Here is a 19,085-nt window from a genome sequence, read left to right on the forward strand (position 1 = left end):
TATACTGTTACATGCTAATAAATAGCTGACACCGTATAGAAGGGTTTGTTTTGACAAATTTAAAAATATTGACCGCAGCTTTATTATTGATATCAAGTTTTACTGCCTTATCAAGCAATATTAATTTGGAAAGAATTTCCGAAAATGTGCATATTCTGAGTGGAAAAGGCTACGGAACAAATATTGGACTAATATCGTTAGAAGATGATGTGGTGTTAATTGATCCTATGGCTGGCAAAAATCACTTAGCTGAATTGGATACAGTAATTCGGTCTATTTATGGTACTACAAATACTTTAATCTTGAATACTCACCAACATTCTGATCACACAGGTGGAAATGACTATTTCATAAAACACGGTGCTACGCTTGTTGAAGATAAATTTGACTTAAATGGGATCACCCGTATCAAAGTCAACTCTCATTCACCAGAAGACTATGTCTATTACCATGAAAAAAGTAACATTATATTTGTCGGTGATGTTTTCGATGCTAGCTGGCACCCTACATTTTATTCAGGTGGTATTGAAGGCTTTGAGAATGCAATAAATACTATCTTAAATTTAGGGGACGATCAGAGTTTGATAATACCCGGTCATGGCTCTCCAGCGCATAAACCAGCACTTCATGTATTTAGGGAAAATACTTTCAAGTGGGTAAATATAATTCGAGACCTTCACCGAGAGGGTTGGAATGTTGAAAGCATTAGAAAAAACCAACAGGTTAAGAATGTTTTAGAAAAATTCAATGTAAGTAAAAAGTCGCCTTTCGTACCTGAAAAAGCTTTCAAAAAATTTATAGAAAGAACAATTACACTAATTGAAAAAGAAGAAGGCATGTAACAAGCTGTTCAAGTAATACGTTTACCCTTGGTAGGTACAAACAACGTCCCCTACTAAAATAAATAATCCATTGAATATTAATGAGTTATTTTTTGTAATCACATTTAACGAGAACATAGTCAATAAAAATTAACCACAAAAAAACGCTAGTCAGTTGCCCACTGACTAGCGTTTTTATTACACCAATATAAAGGTGATTAGCTCACCTTAGAAATAGTAACCAAAGTTAATGTTGAGTCGAGTATTGGTATCATCGGCTTCACCCGCTAACGAACCGCCAATAAACGGCTGGTTTTTACCCGAGGCTAAATCGATCAGCGTGTAAAGGTTGCCTGAAGTCACTTGAACACCTAGTACATTCATAAAAGTATCTTCAGTTAAACCACCTGATTTATCCGTCATTAAGCTGTAGTCGTTATAAAACTTCAAGTTGCTCACTGGTCCCCAGTTAACATCCATTGAATAGGTCAAGCTCATGTTGTATAGCGTTGCTCCTGTTGGAATAGTATCGTAGAAGCTGTATGCGCCAACGGTCAATAACTCAGTGCCATCGTCTAAGTCGTACTCGTAATCAGTATATTGTAACAACAAGCCGAAGTTATCGAGTTGACCTTTAACGTGAAACGCATATGCGCTTCGGTCACCAGCAGAACCGGCAGTACCCTCAATATCACCAGACATCAATGAAACACCAACTTCAGCATGGTCAAAGTGATACGAGTAACGCGCGTTAATGGTGCTATCTTCAGCTAAGGCTGTACCCGGCGCATCAAATGTGCCCTCGCCTGCTGAACGCGCACCAACAATATCGTAAGAATAACGACTGGTGCGATCACTGACAAAACCGTCAATACCGCCCAATTCATCAGTTTTATAGAATGCCAATTGAATATCATGATTATCGTAGCGTCCCATAAACTTCAAACCAGCATCGTAATCGTCTTCTAAACCTACGTAGAAGGCCGTACTGAAAAAGAAGCTATTAGAGTTCCAAGTTAAGTTGCCAAATGGCACTTGTGAAATACCCACTTGTCCTTGCCAATGTTCGTTGAACTGATAACCAAGGTAGGCGTGGTGAATAGTATCCATGTACTGATACCAGCGATATTGCGCTGAAAAAATAATATCGCCAGCATTGCCGTTAAAGTCTAAGCGAAAAACGTCAAAGTCGAAGTCACCGACACGATCTCTGTCGTCAGCGTCGTAATCTTTTACCCCGTATTGAAAGCGAACTGCACCACCAACTTTTACTTGGTTAGCTTTTTCAGCCTCGTTTTTAGCTAAAACCTCTTCATTTTTAGTCACTTTTTCTTCAGTTTTAGCTGCTTTTTCTTGAGTTTTTGCCAGTATTTCTTCACTTCTGGCAATCAACTCCTCAGTTTTCGCCAATTTGTCTTTAATTGCCTGTAACTCTTGTTTTAATTGCTCTAGCTCTGACAACTCAGCTTGCTCAGCGTAACTGGCAGCTGAAAACGTCGCCACTAATGCCAGTGTGAGTGTTGAAAGTCTCATGTTGTTTCCCCTGTTATTGTATTTATTCAGTGTCATTATTATTCAACACCCTGTGCAATCATCCCGATATAACAATGTTACAGCTTATGACAACACAGGGTAACAAGTTACGCCTAACTCGGTAGATATTCCTTACCCCAGCCTGTACCGATAATGTTGTCATTAAGCATGGTAGCAATTTGTTGTTCATTATAGCCGAGACTTGCAATAATCTCAGTAGTCGAATGTCCAAATCGCTCGGTTGGTGTTTGCGCAATAATTTTCGCTCTCGACGGCCTAATTGAGTAGTGATCAATAATAGTCACTGAATGACCGCTTGGATGGTCGGCGTAGCAAGAAAAGGCATAACTGCCTAAATCAATGCCCATTTTGCCGTCTGCAGGTCGAGTGTAACGCTCGCGAAGTTCTTCGATGCCAGTTGAGCGAACTGCAGCTATACCTTTTTCTCGCAATGCCAATGCCCAGTTATCGGCGCTGTCTTTGGCAAACGCTTGGCTTAAAAACGCCTTTTTATCTTCTGCAACGCTAACTCCTGCAAGACCTGGTACTTGTTCTAATAAACTTAACTCTTGTTCATTAGAGTCAATAAACAAGCTGCCTTGCTCAGTAGCATAGAAGTGAGATAAATCGTGATTACCTAAGGCTTCGCGACCGGAAGGTTCATCAAATGGCGCGCGGCCGTCATAATCATAAGCAAATTTAATTTGCGCTAGGTTAGCTGCTGCTGATAACGAGGTACGTGCCCTGCTGTGTTTACCGGTGCGTTTTTTGTGATAGAGGCTTAGCGCCATGCCTAAACCACCAGCAAAACCACAGTTTACGTCAAGCGTGCCAAGGTGAGCATGCTCTTCCGGTGTTTGAGGGCCACCAAAACGACTCATAATACCGCTATTGGCTTGAATAATATCGTCGTAGCCAATGTAATCAGTTTTCGAACCGCGAGTTGGACCGCCTAAACAATCTAAGCGACAGAATAGAACCCCTGGATTAAGCACTTGTAAACTCGCTTCATCTAAACCCAATGGCACCATCTGACGTTCCGGAGCATTGATTAACACTAAATCTACCGACTTAACTAGTTGGTGAAAAATAGCCTTGCCCTGCTCTGTGGTAATATCAACCAATGCACTCTTTTTACCGATATTGGTTTGGAAGCTAAACAAGGTGCCAATAAGCGGATCATACATAGGTGTTACTGGATCAAGCTTAGTGACTTGAGCACCAAATCGGCTTAAAAATGCCGCTGAATGAGGCCCTGCAATAACATTGGTTAAATCGAGGATTTTTACTCCCTCAAGCCAGGGTTGATCGTTGTTGTGAATAATTTCACTTCCCGTAGGTCGCGTAACTTGTTCTGTTTCTTCAACGTCTAATAGCTCGGCTAAAGCAAGTTCAAAGTTTACTGTAACCCGTGGTCTAGGCGTCAACATTTGCTCTGCTGATTCTTCTAACCAAACAATTGGCCCCGGCTGCTTCATTACGCCGTATTCAGGATCGTCAACTTCAACAATCAAACCAGCATCAGCACAGTGCTGACTGTTTACCCACTCTTGAGTAGTGCGATGTGGCGCGCCAGGAATTTGCCCTTCGCCAAAAATAACACCCCATTCTGACGATGTTTTGGTCAAGAACACTTTTTTCATTTTTGCAGAAATGATATCGGCCCACTTTTTCGGCAACGGATAAAAACCAATAGAGGTTTCGCCATCCCATTCGCTAATCGGTAAATGCAGATTATTCACCTCCGGAAAACCTTTGGCCAATAATTCTTCATATAAGCCCATCACTTGTAGGCAACGCTTGGCGTGATTGCGATGGGAGGGGCATACCGCATAGAAAAAACGACCGTCTTTACACTCATAGGTGCGATAAAACGGGTCTAAGTACTCTTGTAGCTCTTCGTAGCTGACATCCATCGGCAAGTTGTTTTCTTTGCGATAATTGATTTCGTGCTCGCGCATGGTTAAATAGCGTTCAGGCAAGTCTTCAATCACGATAGAGTTGTAAGATAAGCCTTCCATCAGTGCGGCAACGCCAGGTACTTCAATGTGATCGCCAAGACCAAGATTCTCGCGCGCAAATAATGCCGCGACTACTGAGCTCGCGCCCATAGCGGTTGCATAAGCAGACCCCAATGACAATGGCGAGAAGCTAGGATCTAAGCCCATTAATACTCGGTTAAAGCCCATGTCGGTAAATGCGCCAGAGTTGGCGGCGATAATGGCTTCGGTGGCTTTCCATTGACTACGCAGCTCATCATTGCTGGCAAATCCGGGCAGTGAAATGGTAATAAGCTCAGGGCGTTCTTTACGCAGCTGTTCAAAATCAATCCCCAAGCGTTTGATAACACCAGGGCGGAAATTTTCTAAAACAACATCGGCGTGCTTAATCAAGGTATGGGCTTGCGCCAAGCCTTGATCTGTTTTTAGGTCGATATTTACGGTGGTTTTGTTCCGATTCAAAATAGCATTGGCAGGACTTTTCCACGTTGGCCCTGTTGGAGGATCAATATGAATCACAGTTGCCCCGAGATCGGCCAAAATCATGGCGACCGCAGGCCCAGCTATTTGCTGACCAAAATCGATAACTCGAACACCGATTAATGGTAAATTTGCTTTCATACTCAATGTATTTTCTCACTCTATTTAATTAGTTCTGACTTTTAACTTGTCGCCGCTAACGCCGCGAAAAGTATTAATGTTGTGTGTCGTAAAAGTCGTTATTAATTAATTAGCTCATTTGAAAACTGAGTAATTGTCTTTCAAATTTGTTAAGCGAGAACATCATAAAGTCTCGAAAAAAACTGACCAGCAATAAAAACGTTATCTTTGATGCTATTTTTTTTATGACTCGCTATAGCAAGTAAAATAAAGGGCTGATAAATAGGAAGATTAAATAAATGGGAAAAACAAAAAGCGCTTTACTGAAAAACAGCAAAGCGCTTGAGATAGTAACATTTTATTTTTGACTAGAGTTTTAGATAGCGGTGGCGGATACTTCGCTCAACAACCATTGGCGAAATGTTTCGACATCTCGATGTTCGACATGGGAGTTAGGATAAACCAGATGGAATGCCTCATCAGTGGCAACTTTGGTCTCAAATGGTGTCACTAGTTTACCTGAATCAATAAGATCCCGAACCAAGCTGGTGCGTCCCAAAGCAATGCCTTGACCTAATACCGCTAACTCTAAAGCCGTGACTAATGTATCCATATGAAAACCTTGATTTGATCTCATATCTTTATAGCCTGCTTTACTTAACCAATGGCCCCAACCTTCTTCGTACCCCATAACATGCAATAGAGTGTGCTGCGATAAATCAAAAGATTGCTCTGTTATCGGGTGCTCTGCCAGATACTCAGGGCTGCAAACCGGAAACAATTCGTCCCACGTTAATCGATCGCTTTGCATTCCTTGCCATTGGCCTTTGCCATAGCGAATTTCTAAATCGCAATCTAGTTTATTTTCTCGCTCAACTTCGTTGACCCAGATATTACCGGTTAACCGCAAATTAATAGTGGGATGTAATTTTCTGAAGGTTTTTAAACGCGGTGCAAGCCACTTAGTAAAAAACACCATATTGACTTTAATCGTCAACAAACTAGCGCGGCCGTGACCAAAAATCTCTTCAGTTGCCACCGTCAAGCGCTCAACGGAATCGTGTACTGCGGGTAAATAGGCGGCACCTGCGTCGGTAAGTTCCAAGCCCCTTGGTAAACGACGAAATAACAAGCAACCAACTTGGCTTTCTAAGCCTTTAACCTGCTGGCTGACAGCCGCTTGCGTGAGATTTAGTTCATGAGCTGCATGGGTAAAGCTCAAATGTCGGGCAGACGCCTCAAACGCCCTAATCCAATTTAAGGGCGGCAACCTTTTCTTCATAAAACACCGTATAAACAATAAGTTAATAGTTAAATATGAGTTCTTCGACTCTTTTTTTTAGTATTACACAACTAAGCAAATCGCAGATATAAATTATTTTATGCCTAAGCCATAAATTTTATTGTTTGTGCTTAAATGACCTGCTGAGCAGAATAACGCCGTGTCGTAAAAGTCGCTATTGGGAAGATATTCACCTTGCAGTGAACATCATTAACTAGAGCGAAGCATAATAAAATGAATAACAAAAATAACACGGCAACAAGGCTAGTCGCCTGCCAATACAACCAGTTAACAACAAGTGTCGTGCCCCCATGTTTCAACAACGGAGCGATACTATGAACAGTAAAAAATTAGAAAAAGGTATTTTTGCCAATACCAACCCGGTAATGAGTGTAGGCTCAGCGATCATTATCATCGCTTTTGTCTTGTTTACGATTATTGACCCTGAATATGCCAACGGCGTTTACGAAACCGCAAAAGGTTTTATCGCGACAGATCTAGCTTGGTATTACATCATTTTAATGAGCTTCTTTTTGCTGCTTTCGGTTTATACCGCCTTTAGCCGTTTCGGTCGTATTAAGCTTGGTCACGATAACGATAAACCCGACTATAGCTTTTTCTCATGGTTTTCAATGCTGTTTGGTGCTGGTATCGGTATCGGTATTTTGTTCTGGAGTATTGCTGAACCGATTTATCACTTCCAAAGCAATCCGTTTATTGCCGAAGGACAAGCGCAAACCGTTGAAGCCGCTCAAATTGCTATGCGCGTGAGTATCTTCCACTGGGGCTTACACGGTTGGGCATTATTTGCCATCACCGGTATGGCGTTAGCTTATTTCTCTTACCGAAAGGGATTACCGTTATCTATCCGTTCTGGTTTATACCCTGTTTTTGGTGAGAAAATTTATGGCCCTATTGGCCACATGGCAGACCTACTGGCAGTTTTCGGTACTGTGTTTGGTATTGCAACCTCGCTCGGGCTCGGTGCTCAACAAATGAATGCCGGTATCAATTACCTGTTTGGCGTAGATATTTCCTCAACGAACCAAGTTGTGATCATTGCTGTGATCTCGGTTTTAGCAACGCTATCTGCGCTAAGTGGTTTAGATAAAGGCGTTAAAAAGCTCAGTGAGTTAAATATGCGTCTTACCGCATTAATGCTGACTTTCTTTATCGTGCTTGGACCAACAGCTTACTTATTAGGAGCTTTTGCCACGAACTTAGGTGACTACGTGACTAATGCTGTTGAATTAGGTTTTTGGGTTGATCCAGATCCTAAGAGCCAATGGCAAGGCTGGTGGACAGTATTTTACTGGGGCTGGTGGATTGCTTGGGCACCTTTTGTTGGCATGTTTATCGCGCGTATTTCAAAAGGCCGTACTGTAAAAGAGTTCATTTTAGGTGTATTAATCGCACCAACATTACTGGCAACCTTCTGGATTACTGCCTTTGGTAACACCGCTATCTTTATCGAGTTATTTGGCTCTGGTGGCGTAACCGAAGCGGTTAACAAAGACATTACTACCGCACTATTTGTCACTATGGAGTTAATGGACTTAGGCACAACAATTGCCACTATCGGCGCCATTATCTGTACCGTGATGCTAGTTACCTACTTCATTACCTCTGCTGACTCGGCAACCCTAGTAATTTGTACGCTAGTATCAATGGGCGAACAAAAATCACCACCGAAACTGCGTATTTTCTGGGGATTGTTAATTGGTGCTGTTGCCGGCGTTCTGCTCATTGCAGGTGGCCTCAAAGCGCTGCAAACCGCATCAATTGTCGCGGCATTGCCATACTCAATTGTATTAGCCATCACAACTTGGGGCTTATACAAATCGTTCCGAGACGAGCCATATAACGGCTTGCCTTACTTGAGCACGCCTGACGATATTCCATTACCGCCAGAGTACGGTCAAAGCTACGCGCACAAGCGCAGCAAAAAACAAGCGGCAGCTGAATCTGCTAGCTAAGTTCAAACCATTTATTAGCGCATTAGTGCGCAACTACCAACAGCTATCTTCGAACACGCGAGCATAGCTGTCATTCGAATAAGGAAAACCAGATGTCTTCACAGATCATTCTTCCACGTATTATGCAAGTTGGTGAACACGCAAGTTTGGAAGTGCCTAACATCTTAACCAGTATGGGCTGTTCACGTGCCTTAATCGTCACCGACAACATGATGGTTAAGCTAGGTTATGTCGATAACATTGCCAAAGTGCTCGAACAACAAAAGCTCGCCTTTGATGTTTTCTCCGATACTGTGCCTGAGCCAACAGTCGCCTCTATTCAAGCCGGTGTTGAAATGGCAAAAGCAGGTGATTACGACTGTATTATCGCCCTAGGTGGCGGTAGCCCTATCGATAGCGCGAAAGCAATTTCGATTCTGGCTAAGTTTGGCGGCGAAATGAAAGACTATCGTTTTCCGCGCATTGTTAACGAGCTCGGTCTGCCAGTGATTGCGATTCCAACTACAGCGGGTACCGGTTCTGAAGCAACTCGTGTCACCATTATTACCGACGAAACTAGCGATGAAAAAATGCTTTGTATCGGGGTTGGCTTTATGCCCGTTGCTGCACTGGTCGACTACACGCTCACTATCAGTGTGCCTGCCCGAACAACGGCTGATACCGGTATCGACGCCCTCACTCATGCGATGGAAGCTTACGTCAGTAAAAAGGCCAATGCCTACAGTGATACCCAAGCAATTGCGGCAATGAAGCTGATTGCGCCAAACTTGCGCAAGGCTTATCACAACGGTGAAGACAAGCAAGCGCGCGAACAGATGATGCTGGGTTCAACACTTGCGGGTGTTGCATTTTCAAATGCTTCAGTTGCCTTAGTACACGGTATGAGCCGACCAATTGGCGCATTTTTCCACGTACCACATGGCTTGTCTAACGCCATGCTATTGCCAAGTGTTACCGAGTATTCAATTCCTGCAGCGCCAGAGCGCTATGCAGACTGTGCTCGGGCAATGGGCATCGCCTCTCATCAAGACAACGACCAACAAGCCAACGAAAAACTATTGGCTGAATTAAAAGCCCTCAATGAAGAACTATCTGTGCCAACGCCAGAGCAGTTTGGCATTGATAAAGACGAATTTTTCTCGGTTTGCCAAACCATGGCAGAGCAAGCGCTCGCCTCGGGCTCTCCGGGTAACAACCCTAAAGTGCCCAGTGCTGACGAGCTAGTCACCCTCTACCAAGCGCTGTGGGATTAAGAATTTAAGCGCGCCAAGAGGCAGCGCTAAAAGTATAAAATTAACGTTAAATTTTGGAGTACATCAATGAATACAATTGGTCATTTTATCAACGGCGAAATGGTCTACGACGCAGAGCGCAAGCAAGCGGTATACAACCCAGCAACAGGGCAAGCTGAAAAAGAAGTTGCTCTAGCGTCGGTTGCCACAGTTGAAGAAGCCATTGCCAAAGCAGAAGCCGCTTACCCAGCATGGCGCAATACCCCGCCAATCAAGCGCGCACGCGTGATGTTCAAGTTCAAAGAATTACTTGAGCAAAACGCAGAAAAAATCTGCCAATTAATCGGTGAAGAACACGGTAAAATTTCTCACGATGCCGCTGGTGAATTACAACGCGGTATTGAAAACGTTGAATACGCCTGTGGCATTCCTGAGCTATTAAAAGGCGAGCACAGCAAAAACGTTGGCCCGAACATCGACTCTTGGAGTGAATTCCAACCGCTCGGCGTTGTTGCCGGTATCACACCGTTTAACTTTCCTGTGATGGTACCACTGTGGATGTTCCCAATGGCTATCGCTTGTGGTAACTGTTTTGTCTTAAAACCGTCTGAGCGCGATCCAAGTTCAACCATGTTTATCGCTGAATTGTTAAAGCAAGCAGGTTTGCCAGATGGTGTTATGAATGTTGTTAACGGCGACAAAGTTGCAGTAGATACCTTGTTAAACGACGAGCGTATTAAAGCAGTGAGCTTTGTTGGTTCAACGCCTATTGCTGAATACATTTATCAAACAGCCAATGCCAATGGCAAACGCTGCCAGGCGCTAGGTGGTGCCAAAAACCACGCTATCGTCATGCCAGATGCAGACATGGACAACGCCGTAAATCAACTTCTTGGCGCGGCGTTTGGTTCTTCAGGTGAGCGTTGTATGGCGCTTTCTGTTGCCGTTGCTGTTGGTGACCAAGCTGCAGACGCGCTCGTAGCGAAAATGTCGGAAGCGATGAAAGGCCTAAAAGTTGGTGCTTACACCGATAGCAGCAACGATTTTGGTCCAGTCATCACCGGTGCACATCGCGACAAGGTCGTCGGCTATATCAGCCATGCCGAGAGCCAAGGTGCGAATATTGTTGTTGATGGTCGCACGCCAAATGTCGATGGCTACCCTGATGGTTTCTTCGTTGGCGGCACCTTAATTGATCAAGTCACGCCAGAAATGACCAGCTACAAAGAAGAGATTTTTGGTCCAGTATTACAAGTTGTTCGAGTCAACACCATGCAAGAAGCAATGGATTTGATCGACGCCCATGAATATGGTAACGGCACCTGTATTTTCACCCGTGACGGTGAAGCAGCTCGTTATTTCTCAGATCACATCCAAGTCGGTATGGTCGGTATTAACGTACCATTACCAGTGCCAGTTGCTTACCATAGCTTTGGCGGTTGGAAACGTTCACTATTTGGCGATTTGCACGCATACGGCCCTGACGCTGTGCGCTTTTATACTAAGCGCAAAACCATTACTCAACGTTGGCCATCAGCGGGTATCCGCGAAGGTGCTCAGTTCTCAATGCCAACAATGAAATAATCACCTTAAGCTCTAAACAATAAAAAAGCCGTTATTCAATACCTTGAATAACGGCTTTTTCTTATTCGCAACTAAGTAAAATTAGATCAAGTGTTTAATCTCAGCTAGCGGGCTAAGATCAGCGTCGTAATCAACACCATCAACATCAAAACCAAACAGCTTTAAAAACTCGTGGTGGTAACCAACATAATCCGTCATTTCATCAATGGTTTCGGTCTCAACGCCATCCCAAATGGCTTGTACGCGATCTTGCACACTGTCTTCAAGCTCTTTGTAGTTTTGGAATAAACGACCACCATCGTCTAAACGAGGGCTTTCGCCGTAGAGGTTTTCACGAAACAAGGCTTGAATTTGCTCAATACAACCTTCGTAAGTACCGTCAGCTTTCATCACTTTAAACATTGCTGAAATGTATAGTGGCATAATTGGAATGGCAGAACTGGCTTGTGTCACTACCGCGTTTAGTGAAGTGACGTAAGCTTGACCACTAAGTGCTTCAGTTGATGCTTTAATAGCAGCCGCTGCACGGTCTAAATCTTCTTTGGCACGGCCAATAGTCGCGTGACCGTAGATTGGCCATGTTAACTTTTTACCAATGTAGGTGTAGGCAGTCGTTTTGAAACCTTCAGCTAACACACCTGCTTCACTCAGTGCTTTGATCCAAAGCTCCCAGTCAGCGCCGCCCATGACATCAATAGTACCTTGAATTTCAGCTTCATTGGCTGCTTCAACCGATACTGAATCGATAATGCGCTTAGACGTATTTAGATTCTTAGTCGTAACCCCTTCACCAATTGGCTTTAAGGTTGACGAGTACACTTCACCGGTATCAGGATCCGTGCGACGAGGTGATGCCAAGCTGTAAATCACTAAATCAACTTTGCCTAATTCAGCTTTAATAGTCTCAATCGCTTTGGCTTTAATTTCGTGAGAAAAGGCATCGCCATTAATGTTTTTCGACCACAAACCGGCTTCGTCGGCTGCTTGCTGAAAGGCCGCGGTGTTGTACCAACCAGCACTTGCGGTTTTCTTTTCAGTAGGTTCTTTTTCAAAAAACACGCCAAGTGTTTTTGCACCGTTGCCAAAGGCAGCAGTAATGCGAGACGCTAAACCATAGCCAGTTGATGCGCCAATCACTAACACGTTTTGTGGCTTGCTGTCCGCTTGTGGCTGTGACTTAACGTAAGCAATTTGCTCGTTAACATGAGCAGCACAACCCGCTGGATGTGCGTTAGTACAAATAAAACCACGAATTTTTGGTTTGATGACCATAGTAAAACCTTTTCATTAGAAAGTAGCAGCAACAATTTGCTGCGCTACTTGTTATCAAGATAAAAAAATTGCGCTTAGTTTACTCTTGTTTGACCACAAAGAGGTACGAGCAGCGCAACTTTTCAATAAATTTTCAATAAAATCGCTCAATTAGCGGTTTTGATAGTATTGTTTCAGGGTTAAGTCGTGGTATTCGCGAATTGAATCGTGGAATTCACTATACGATTGCCATACTTTAGCAAAGCCTGGGTCCGCAGCCGCTTGCTCTGCCATTACCTCGGCGGTGATTTTTTTCAACTCACTCAGTACAGGCGCAGGTAATGCTCGTAGCTGAACTTGGTGCTTTTCAACTAACGCTTTTAGCGCATTGTTATTACGGGCGTTGTATTCATCTAAGGTTGACTCATTAACCGCTCGAGCGGCAACTTCGACAATTTTTTGTAAATCTTTTGGCAGTTCATTAAAGGCTTGCTCATTAATTAAAAACTCAAGCCCAGTGCCCGGTTCATGCCAAATCGAATAGTAGTAGTAATCCGACGCTTGGTAAAAACCAAAAGCTAAATCGTTGTATGGGCCAACCCACTCGGTAGCGTCTATTGCACCGCTTTGCAAAGCAGGGAATATTTCACCACCGGTTAAGGTTACTGGTACCGCTCCTGCGCGTTTCAACACTTCACCTGCGAGACCCGGAATACGCATTTTCAAGCCTTTCAAATCATCCATGCTGTTGATTTCTTTTTTGAACCAACCAGCGAATTGAGCACCAGAGTTACCACCCGCCATCGGGATAATACCAAACGGCTTGTACATTTCCTGCCACAGCGCTAAACCACCACCGTAATGTAACCAAGCGTTGAGTTCAGTTGCGGTCATGCCAAAGGGAATCGCGCCAAATAACGGCGATGACGGTATTTTGCCCTTCCAGTAATAAGAACCGCTGTGACCCATTTGTACTGTACCTTGTGAGACGGCGTCAAATACTTCAAAACCCGGCACTAACTCACCCGCACCGTATACTTTAACCGTTAAGCGGCCACCACTCATTTCGTTGACATAGTTGGCAAATTTCTCTGGTGCCATACCAAGCCCCGGAAAATTCTTCGGCCAAGAAGTCGCCATTTTCCATTGATAAGTTTTAGCTGGTGTTGCAGCTGCTTGGCTGTTGTCAGCTTGCTTATCACCACAAGCAAACAGGGCGCTAGTCATTAATAAAACTGAAGCAAGTCGAGCAAAAATCGTTGTTTTGTTCACAAAACTCTCCTGTTGTTTTGATTCTTTTTCTTTTAGTTATTTTCTCTTTAACCGTAAATAACATCTGGCAGCCAAGTGGCCATTTGTGGCCACAGTGCCAAAGCTATGAGTAAGATAACTTGGATCGCAATAAAAGGCACTACGCCGCGATAAATTGCTGAGGTTGGCAATGATTTAGGTGCAACACCACGTAAATAAAACAGAGCAAAACCAAAGGGTGGCGTTAAAAATGACGTTTGTAAATTAATCGCAATCATAATACCAAGCCAAACCGGATCTAAACCCATCGCCAGTAATATTGGCGCAACAATCGGCACCACGACAAAAGTAATTTCAATAAAATCGAGAATAAAACCGAGTAAGAATATCACCAGCATCACGACCAAGGTTGCGCCAAACACGCCACCTGGCATATTGTCAAAAAAGCCGCTGACTAACTCTTCACCGCCGTAACCGCGAAACACCAACGAAAACAAACTCGCACCGATTAAAATCATAAAGACCATTGAGGTGATCTTAACCGTACTTTGCATCACTGCCTGTAGATTGGTTTTGCTGAGCTGCTTTTGGGCTAACGCCAGTAATAGCGAGCCCATGGCACCAACACCAGCGGCTTCAGTTGGCGTGGCAAAGCCAAGTAAAATAGAACCAAGCACCACGACAATTAATAGCAACGGTGGCATTAAAGCAGACAGTAACTTAGTTGTAGAAAGTTGTTCACGGTCACCAATGTCGCGCGCAAGCTTTGGCACCAGCGCTGGTTTAAACCAAGCGACCGTTAGCGCGTAAAGGATGTATAAAACCACTAACACTAAACCGGGAATAACCGCCCCCGCAAATAAATCGCCAACCGAGACAGTTTCAGGCGAGAAAATGCCCATTTTTAGCTGTGCTTTTTGATAAGCACTTGATAAAACATCACCAAGTAACACCAAAGCAATTGACGGTGGGATAATTTGGCCAAGGGTACCAGTCGCGCAAATAATGCCCGAAGCAAACGCGGGATTGTAGCCGCGTTTTAGCATGGTTGGCAGCGACAACAAGCCCATAGTGACAACAGTTGCACCAACAATGCCGGTACTGGCTGCCAATAACATGCCGACTAAAGTCACTGAAATCGCTAAACCTGCTGGGAAGCGACTAAACAATATCGACATGGCAGTCAGCAGGTTCTCAGCTATTTTTGAGCGCTCTAGCATAGCTCCCATAAAGACAAACAAGGGTACAGCTAACAAGGTTTGATTATTGATAACACCGTATAATCGGCTTGGCAATGCCGATAAAAAAGCAGGTTCAAAAACGCCAAACAAAATACCGCCGCCAGCAAACAGCAATGCAGTGCCCGCCAAGGCAAAAGCAACGGGATAGCCAGTTAGCAGAACTAAACATACTGCGGCGAACATTAACAATGAAACTATTTCCATTAGCTCGCCTCCTTGCCAGTGACTTCGGTGTTTGTGCTTTTACTTTTATTTGGTTTGGCACGCAATAAACAAAGATCTCGGCTAATGTGTGCCAACGCCTGTAAAAACAAACTCGCCGACATCAATAAAATCAAACTCTTATTCAAATAGACCAAAGGTAAACCACCAGCTTCTGACGACTTTTCCATAATCGACCAAGACGCCATCACATAGTCAAAACTGATGTAAAAAATGAAACAACAAACCGGTAACAACAATAACAAACCGCCGATTAAGTTGACTAAAGCTTGTTGTTTAACGGAAAAACGTTGATAAAAAATATCGACTCGAACGTGGCCATCCGCTTGTAAGGTATATGCGGCGCCGAGCATAAAAACTACGCCGTGCAGGTACAGTACGCTTTCTTGCATTGCAACCCAACCAAGGTTGAAGCCATAGCGCAATACCACAATCGCAAAGCTCAATAGCACCATGGCTAAGGTTAACCACGCAATACCGCGACCAATCAATTCGATGAGCCGTTCAATGATCACTAACGGATGGGAAAATGTAGGGGAAACAACTTGTTGTGAGGCCACTGCTGATGATCCTGATTATTGTTATTATCATGTTATTTGGGTACCAAATACCCTTTTGAGATAAGAATAACCAGAAATAGACTTCGAATAAATCAGAAATTGTTGGAAAACTAACTAACGACCATGTTATTTAGTTTTCGGCGCGATAGTGACTCGGCGTTACTCCGGTATTTTCTTTGAACATATAGATAAATGCCGATGGTGATTCATAGCCTAATTCTGCAGCAATCGCCGTGATAGAGTGTCCTTGAGCCAATTTACTTATCGCGAGTTGTACATATAATCTCTGTCGCCATGTCGAATAATCAAGGCCAGTTTCTGCTTTGAAGAGCCGTGACAATGTTCTGCTTGAAGCGCCGACAATCTGTCCCCATTCAACTAAGCTATTTCGATTAGCAGGTTGTTGTTGAAGCATAGTTAGCATTGTAATTAGCCTTTTATCTCTCGGGTAAGGAAGCTGAAAAACGACTGTCGGCGCAAGGTTCAGCTTTTCCACAATCAATCTAAGCAATAGGCCATCTGAGTCTGACCAATGGTAATTGGGCTTGGTTTGTTTCGCTTCAACAATAAGCGTTTTTAGAAAGTTATTTACGGCTAAAACACAGCTCTGTTTTGGCAATTTATCTTGCACTTCGTTGCCAAAATAAAAGCTAGTCAATTCAACATCAGTTATCGCCGAAACTTCATGGTTAATGTTTGGCAATACCCATACCCCTTGCTCTGGCGGGACTATATATCGGCTAGAATCGGTAACAACAGATAAAACCCCACTATTTGCGTAAATAAACTGCCCCCAATCATGCTTGTGTTTTTTGACCACTGAATCAATACCAATAGCTCGGTTTATCACGGTAATTGGTTTAATCTCAGCCTGATTACTTTCTTTAGAAGGAGGAATTTCAGTAAATCTTGACACATTATCGATATATCTATTCATATTATCGATAACTTACCAACAATATCCTAAGTTAGCATTTTATTTTTACAAATAACTTAAGGCATACCATGGATATTACTTGGCTTATCAGTTTTCTAGCGCTTGGCAGTTTTGTTGGCTTTACCGCTGGCCTACTGGGCATTGGCGGCGGCGGGATACTAGTTCCGATACTGACTTTTATATTTTTAAGAATGGGAGTCACCACAAACAATGTCATGCATATTGCGCTTGGCACTTCTATGGCTTGTATCATTATAACTTCTTTATCGAGTCTACTGGCGCACAATAAAAAAGGTACTGTTCAATGGCAAACGGTTAAAAGTATGGCAGTAGGTGTTGTGCTGGGTAGCTTTATTGCCGCCCAGATAGCCTCATATCTAAACACTTTATACTTAGCAATAGTGTTTTCAGCATTTATGGCATGGACAGCCCTAAAAATGCTCAGTAGAAAAAGTCATGCGATACCAACAACAGCACTAAAAAATACTAATATGTTCTATCCAGCATTTAGTATCGGCGGGCTATCTGCATTAGTGTCAATTGGCGGTGGGTCGCTAATCGTCCCCTATTTAACAAATAGAAATGTCGACATAAAAACCGCAATAGGAACATCTGCTGCTATTGGCTTCCCTATTTCCGTTGCTGGTGCTATTGGTTACACCCTAAATACTATCGAAACCAATGGAACTATGGATCATCAAGTTGGCTTTATTTACTTACCCGCGGTCATTTTGGTTTCTTTAGCAAGTTTTTTATTTGCGCCGTTGGGAGCAAGTATTTCACATCGTTTGCCAACAAAAGCATTAAAAACTATATTCGCTTGTCTACTAATAATATTGAGCTTAAAAATGCTCTCGATACTACTTTAAATGCTAATTTAAGCGTTAGTTAAACTTGCTACCACCTAAGCATTTTGGCGATAAAGGAACCTTGTCTTTGTATTCAGTGTGCCATTGTTCTTCAGTGTAGGTATGGATAGCTAGCGCGTGGATGTGATTGGCAAGCTCGTCTGCCAGCACTTGATTGACCATGCGATGGCGACCGATTAAGCGTTTGCCGTCAAAGTCGTTAGAAACGATTACTACTTTAAAGTGTGATTCACTGCCCTCTGGCACGTTGTGTTGGTGGCTCTCGTTGATAACATCAAGCACTAGTGGTGAAAATGCCTCGAGAAGTTTTTGTTGAATTTTTGCCTGAATAGGTGCTTGCATGGTCATAGTTAATCTCATTAATCATTTATATTGCCAATTATGCCCTTTTATTTTGGTTTCCCCAAGTTGAGTAACAGCCCTCGTGCTCAATTTATGTTTAATATTTACCAACAAAAAAAGGTGAGTAATAACTTACTCACCTTTTTATAAATGATTTAAACAGGGTTTTATAACGCAGTTTGTAAAATCTTGCGGCTGACCTCTGGCGTAATGTCACCGTGTTCACCAAGCTTCAACATACCGTGCTGTGTGAGTTTTTCGACTAATGTATCGATATCGCTCTCGCCGAGGTTAACTTCTGACAAGCGCACAGGCACTTGCATTTGGCTAAAGAAGTTTTCGGTATGGGCAATAGCACGTTCAATGCGGCTGTCGTCATCACCATCGGTAATTTGCCAAACGCGCTCAGCGTATTGCAATAACTTAGCGCGCTTTTGCGTTTTTTGTATTTTCATTACCGCAGGTAAAACGATAGATAAAGTACGCGCGTGATCAATACCGTGACTGCCAGTGAGTTCATGCCCTATCATATGAGTCGCCCAGTCTTGTGGCACGCCCGAGCCAATTAAGCCGTTAAGCGCCATGGTTGCTGACCACATGACATTGGCGCGAGTGTCTAAGTCGTTTTTAGTCTCGCTATTGAGCAGCTTAGGACCTTCTTCAACCAAGGTTTGTAACAAACCTTCAGCAAATCTGTCTTGCACTTTGGCATTTACCGGGTAAGTGAGGTACTGCTCGATAACGTGAACAAACGCGTCAACCACGCCATTACTGATTTGACGATCAGACAAACTCAAAGTCACTTTCGGATCTAAAACAGCAAATGCTGGCCGTACTTTAGGACTGTTAAACGGAAGTTTATCTTTACCACGGGTAACGACTGAATTTGCATTCATTTCAGAGCCAGTTGCCGGCAATGTTAAAACAACCCCAAGTGGTAACGCTTTTTCGACTTTTCCACCTTTGGCTAAAATATCCCAAGGCTCTTCACCTTGATAACAGGCAGCTGCGGCAACAAACTTAGTGCCATCGGCGACTGAGCCACCGCCAACGGCGAGCAAGTAATCAATATCGTGAGCTTTGATCAGCTCAAGTGATTTCATCAAAGTATCATAGCTTGGATTTGGCTCAATACCTGAAAACTCAAACCAAGTGTGATCACTCAAAGCATCGGCTACTTGTTGATAAACGCCGTTGCTCTTAATTGAGCCGCCACCGTATAGCATTAATACTTTGGCGTCTGCTGGAATTTCTGCCTTAATTTTGGCAATTTGATCACTACCGAAATGAATACGTGTTGTATTGTGAAAAGTAAAATTTAACATGATTGATTCCCCCACTAAGAATAACAATTGGGCAGAGCCGTGACCTTTAGCTCTGCCCA

15 protein-coding genes are annotated in these 19,085 nt (G+C 43.4%); 5 read left to right on the top strand and 10 right to left on the bottom strand.

What is annotated here, in order from left to right:
- The first annotated feature begins 50 nt into the window (after positions 1-50).
- Positions 51-842, top strand: a complete 792-nt coding sequence (locus J7384_RS03480) for an MBL fold metallo-hydrolase (RefSeq protein ID WP_209111486.1) — start codon at positions 51-53, stop codon at positions 840-842.
- A 207-nt stretch (positions 843-1,049) separates the two neighbouring features.
- On the opposite strand, the gene J7384_RS03485 is transcribed toward J7384_RS03480, so the two are convergent.
- The 3 genes from J7384_RS03485 to gcvA all read right to left on the bottom strand — a co-directional run bounded on the left by J7384_RS03485 (position 1,050) and on the right by gcvA (position 6,236).
- On the bottom strand, positions 1,050-2,354 hold the full coding sequence (locus J7384_RS03485; protein WP_209111487.1) for a hypothetical protein: 1,305 nt from the start codon (positions 2,352-2,354) through the stop codon (positions 1,050-1,052).
- Positions 2,355-2,467: 113 nt separating this feature from the next.
- On the bottom strand, positions 2,468-4,975 hold the full coding sequence (locus J7384_RS03490; protein WP_247741606.1) for a CoA transferase: 2,508 nt from the start codon (positions 4,973-4,975) through the stop codon (positions 2,468-2,470).
- Positions 4,976-5,330: 355 nt separating this feature from the next.
- Positions 5,331-6,236 (bottom strand): transcriptional regulator GcvA, encoded by a 906-nt coding sequence (gcvA, locus tag J7384_RS03495; RefSeq protein ID WP_209111489.1) that lies wholly within the window; start codon positions 6,234-6,236, stop codon positions 5,331-5,333.
- A 335-nt stretch (positions 6,237-6,571) separates the two neighbouring features.
- Between gcvA and J7384_RS03500 the strand changes: the two genes are divergently transcribed.
- The 3 genes from J7384_RS03500 to J7384_RS03510 all read left to right on the top strand — a co-directional run bounded on the left by J7384_RS03500 (position 6,572) and on the right by J7384_RS03510 (position 11,028).
- Positions 6,572-8,212, top strand: a complete 1,641-nt coding sequence (locus J7384_RS03500) for a BCCT family transporter (protein ID WP_209111490.1) — start codon at positions 6,572-6,574, stop codon at positions 8,210-8,212.
- Positions 8,213-8,304: 92 nt separating this feature from the next.
- Positions 8,305-9,465, top strand: coding sequence for an iron-containing alcohol dehydrogenase (locus tag J7384_RS03505; protein WP_209111491.1), 1,161 nt, complete (start codon positions 8,305-8,307; stop codon positions 9,463-9,465).
- Between the two features lie 66 nt (positions 9,466-9,531).
- On the top strand, positions 9,532-11,028 hold the full coding sequence (locus J7384_RS03510; protein ID WP_209111492.1) for a CoA-acylating methylmalonate-semialdehyde dehydrogenase: 1,497 nt from the start codon (positions 9,532-9,534) through the stop codon (positions 11,026-11,028).
- A gap of 81 nt (positions 11,029-11,109) precedes the next feature.
- Here the strand turns inward: J7384_RS03510 and fabV are convergent, their stop codons facing one another.
- The 5 genes from fabV to J7384_RS03535 form a co-directional block, all read right to left on the bottom strand.
- Positions 11,110-12,300 carry an enoyl-ACP reductase FabV gene (gene fabV, locus J7384_RS03515; protein ID WP_209111493.1) on the bottom strand — a complete coding sequence of 397 codons (1,191 nt, stop codon included), beginning with the start codon at positions 12,298-12,300 and terminating at the stop codon, positions 11,110-11,112.
- Between the two features lie 150 nt (positions 12,301-12,450).
- Positions 12,451-13,551 carry a TRAP transporter substrate-binding protein gene (locus tag J7384_RS03520; RefSeq protein WP_348523837.1) on the bottom strand — a complete coding sequence of 367 codons (1,101 nt, stop codon included), beginning with the start codon at positions 13,549-13,551 and terminating at the stop codon, positions 12,451-12,453.
- Between the two features lie 47 nt (positions 13,552-13,598).
- Positions 13,599-14,975 carry a TRAP transporter large permease subunit gene (locus J7384_RS03525; protein WP_209111494.1) on the bottom strand — a complete coding sequence of 459 codons (1,377 nt, stop codon included), beginning with the start codon at positions 14,973-14,975 and terminating at the stop codon, positions 13,599-13,601.
- Entirely contained in the window at positions 14,975-15,553 is a 579-nt protein-coding gene (locus J7384_RS03530) for a TRAP transporter small permease subunit (protein WP_348523838.1), read from the bottom strand. Before J7384_RS03530 ends, J7384_RS03525 begins: the two co-directional genes overlap by 1 nt.
- 130 nt (positions 15,554-15,683) lie before the next feature.
- Positions 15,684-16,490, bottom strand: coding sequence for a helix-turn-helix transcriptional regulator (locus tag J7384_RS03535; protein ID WP_209111495.1), 807 nt, complete (start codon positions 16,488-16,490; stop codon positions 15,684-15,686).
- A 68-nt stretch (positions 16,491-16,558) separates the two neighbouring features.
- On the opposite strand from J7384_RS03535, the gene J7384_RS03540 reads away from it, so the two are divergent.
- Positions 16,559-17,359 (top strand): sulfite exporter TauE/SafE family protein, encoded by an 801-nt coding sequence (locus J7384_RS03540; RefSeq protein WP_209111496.1) that lies wholly within the window; start codon positions 16,559-16,561, stop codon positions 17,357-17,359.
- A 15-nt stretch (positions 17,360-17,374) separates the two neighbouring features.
- Here the strand turns inward: J7384_RS03540 and J7384_RS03545 are convergent, their stop codons facing one another.
- Positions 17,375-17,707, bottom strand: coding sequence for a BolA/IbaG family iron-sulfur metabolism protein (locus J7384_RS03545; RefSeq protein ID WP_247741607.1), 333 nt, complete (start codon positions 17,705-17,707; stop codon positions 17,375-17,377).
- Between the two features lie 161 nt (positions 17,708-17,868).
- The gene (locus tag J7384_RS03550) at positions 17,869-19,026 is read right to left on the bottom strand and encodes an iron-containing alcohol dehydrogenase (protein ID WP_209111497.1); all 1,158 of its coding nucleotides are present in this window, start codon (positions 19,024-19,026) and stop codon (positions 17,869-17,871) included.
- Positions 19,027-19,085: the final 59 nt, after the last annotated feature.

This window comes from Endozoicomonas sp. G2_1 (genome assembly GCF_017744155.1).
In the GTDB taxonomy this organism is placed as follows: Bacteria; Pseudomonadota; Gammaproteobacteria; order Enterobacterales; family Alteromonadaceae; genus JAGHQT01.